The organism is Bacillus sp. C30, assembly GCF_040838255.1.
Lineage (GTDB): Bacteria > Bacillota > Bacilli > Bacillales > Bacillaceae_G > Bacillus_A > Bacillus_A mycoides.
This window is the reverse complement of record NZ_JBFPJH010000345.1, coordinates 1-3294: the sequence shown is the minus strand read 5'-3', so window position 1 is coordinate 3294 and position 3294 is coordinate 1. Positions and strand designations below refer to the sequence as shown.

The 3294-nt window shown below is 36.7% G+C and carries 3 protein-coding genes; 1 reads left to right on the top strand and 2 read right to left on the bottom strand.

Annotated elements, in window-relative coordinates; translation table 11 throughout:
- Positions 1-286: 286 nt before the first annotated feature.
- On the bottom strand, positions 287-1765 hold the full coding sequence (locus AB3X49_RS19915) for a DHA2 family efflux MFS transporter permease subunit (RefSeq protein ID WP_367964276.1): 1479 nt from the start codon (positions 1763-1765) through the stop codon (positions 287-289).
- A 505-nt stretch (positions 1766-2270) separates the two neighbouring features.
- Here AB3X49_RS19915 and AB3X49_RS19910 point away from each other — a divergent pair.
- Complete coding sequence (locus AB3X49_RS19910; protein WP_367964274.1) at positions 2271-2870, top strand: hypothetical protein; 600 nt, start codon at positions 2271-2273, stop codon at positions 2868-2870.
- Positions 2871-3025: 155 nt separating this feature from the next.
- Here AB3X49_RS19910 and AB3X49_RS19905 read toward each other — a convergent pair whose 3' ends face one another.
- Positions 3026-3292 (bottom strand): PepSY domain-containing protein, encoded by a 267-nt coding sequence (locus tag AB3X49_RS19905; protein ID WP_367964272.1) that lies wholly within the window; start codon positions 3290-3292, stop codon positions 3026-3028.
- Positions 3293-3294 lie beyond the last annotated feature (2 nt).

Genomic DNA, 3294 nt, shown 5'->3' with positions numbered 1-3294 from the left:
GTATTATGATAATGTTTATCAGAAATTGAGAGCTAAAGATTGTAGTATTAGGAAAACCAGTAGCTTCTAATGTCAATTCAAACAAATACGATAAATAAGTATACTGTGTTGCTAATGAAAAAGGATCTGATATGAATATCAGATCCTTTTTACTATATATAATTATTTCACTGGTTCTTTTCCAAATTTAAATACCAGCGCCTTAGCAGCAGAAATTCGCATTTCTTCATAGTCTAACTAAACAGTAAAAACTTGTAGGAATCATGATCTAAAGTTTTATTTTTCTCTACCGATTTAACCTCTCGACAGCTTCCGCGCTTGTATCTACACGTTTCACGAAAAAAACTAATAGTAGTGCAACAACATTCATGCCAAGCGCTACATAGAATGAATATTGAATTCCGGATAATAAAGCCTTCTGAGTTAACATTGCCTTCGTAGCCTCTGTGAATGTTGTTGGATCTACATCAGCCATTAGACTTTCAGCTTTTGTTTTTGTTACAGAATTCATAATCGTAACAAGAATAGCAGTACCAATCGAACCGGACACTTGTTGAGTTGTATTATTAACAGCTGTACCATGCGGATTTAAGCGCGTTGGCAACTGATTAAGGCCATTTGTCATAAGCGGCATCATCACCATCGCCATCCCAAACATCCGCAGTGTATAAATAAGAATAATATGTGTGTGACTAGAGTCGAGTTGCAGGTTTGCGAGCATATAAGTTGAAACAGCTGTAATGGAAAGTCCTACTATACCAAGAATCCGAGGGCCATATTTATCAAATAGTTTACCTGTAATTGGTGACATAATCCCCATTATTACCGCACCTGGAAGCATCATCAGCCCAGAGCTCAGCGGTGAAATACCGCGGACGTTTTGTACATAAGCTGGTGTTAAAATCATACCTGAAAACATGGCCACTGCGTTGACAATTGCAATTACAGACGCAAGTGCAAACATTGGGTACTTGTAAACACGTAAATCCAATAACGGTTCATTCATTTTTAATTGACGAATAATAAAAGCAATTAGGGCAATAGCGCCTATGATTAAGGTTGTTAAAACAACTTTATTCGTCCAACCGTCGGAGCTTGCAGAACTGAATCCATATAACAAACCGCCAAAACCGACAGAAGATAATAGTAATGAGAGATAATCAAGTTTTGCATTTTTGTTTTGTCTCATGACATTCTCCGATTTCCAAATTCCTAACAGTAAGCTAATGATTGCTAACGGTAAAATCATTTCAAAAAGCAAACGCCAGTCATAATACTCTACAATATAACCCGATAGTGTCGGTCCAATTGCTGGAGCTGTAATCATAACTAATCCAAAAATCCCCATCGCTGTTCCCCTTTTTTCTCTTGGAAAGCTTACTAGCATAATATTCATTAACAAAGGCCCCATGACTGAAGAACCTGCTGCTTGAACCATCCGGCCAGTAAGTAATAAACTAAAGTTCGGTGCTAAAGCCGCTAAGGCCGTACCAAAAATAAAAATCACCATAGATGTAATAAATAAGCTCCTATTGGAGAAGCGGGTTATTAAAAATGCTGATGCCGGAATTAATATACCACTTACAAGCATATACCCTGTAGAAAGCCACTGGATCGTCGAATAATCTTTAATGTCTAAATCCTTCATTATTGATGGCAAAGCTACATTTAAAAGCGAGTTATTTAGAAATGAAACAAATGCCCCAATAAAAAGGATTACAAGCATTAAATATGGTGGTTTTCTTTTATGTAATGTTTCACTCATATATTCATTTGCCCCTTCATTATAAATTCCATTGATTCGTTTAAATCTTTTGCATATCTGCACAAGAATACATTGTCCTTGCAGTATTTTGCCAAACTCTTCGAATGGATATTCTCTTTTTAGCAATTCTACTTGCTCAACATAACATGTTAAAATCTTTTTTATTGATTAAACCTTTATAAACATTTAAACACGTTTGTTAACCAAAATTAAATTAGGCTGAATTAAACAAAAGGAGCAACTGAAAATACCCTTCTAAAATAAAGTGAAACTTTAATCAGTGGGACTTTTACAGGCGGCTCAACCCTCATCTAGCTGCTTCGCTTTCGCTGAATTTTGAGGTGGAGGTGTCTTGCTGCCCACAAATAGTGGGATAAATCAACAAGACCACACACCCATTCCTTTAAATACAGGCTTGTAAATCTAGTCATGTAACCATCCATAAAAAGGAATATTACATAGGCTAAGTCTAACATTACATTTTTAAAGTGAGGGGAATAAGCTTATGCACCAATATTGGTATTTGAATTCAGAGGGAAACAAGGAGCAATATAATAATCAAATTTCAATGTCATCATTATATTCACAGCCCCAAATAACTAAAGCTGAGGGAATGAATGGTCTGACGATTCCTGAGAATTGGAGTTGTCGAGTCTATCCATTTGGTTGGGATTCACCAGCCAATTATACGGGTTTCAATCCCGAGCCCCCTCTCTTCCCTTTAGGTCAGCCAATCCATTATGCAGGGATGATGCCCCAAGGACATCCTGCTAATTGGGCTCCATTACCAGGCCATGCAGGTTTTAATTTTCAAAAACCTCCCTTCCCCTGGCCCCAACCATTCAATCATACAGGGATGTTCGCACAAGGTCATCTTGCCGCTTTACTATCACCGCCAGCCAAGCCTTTTAATTTTAATACCAATAAATGGGGTGTTTTTAACCCTCCAGGTTGGGGAGGACAGGTAAGTCCCATGGGATGGGGGAATAACGGAGGTAACGGTCAACCAGGAATGTTTGGAAACTTACTTACAGTAGGAAAAGGCACCATGAATGGAATAGGAATGCTTAGTAGTCTAATCGGTATGGGAAAGCTCTTCTTTTAGTTAATTAGAACGGGAGGATAGGTCCTTAGCTTTTTATTTAGTGCGTAGAAAAATATAATTAACTTCCGTTAACGAGAAATATGTAAATAAGCTGCCCATATGGGCAGCTTATTGGATTTTTTCAAATACGCGATATTTTATTTGTCGATATTTTTTTAATCTTCATTATTGATTTCTATTGTACCTGTTCTAGCACTAACCTTTAAAATATTTAATAGATTCTCAGGTGTCTTGATTTCCACTTCATATTCAAATTTAGATTGTGCTAAGTTGTCATCTTCTAATTCGAATTCTTTTTTCACATTAATAATTTCTCCATTTGTATGAGCTAAAGAAATTTCACGAACTTGTTTCTCTGTGTAGTTTTCATTCTTTTTCGCATAATTGTAACCCATACCATAATATCCACCAACAATAGCAATAC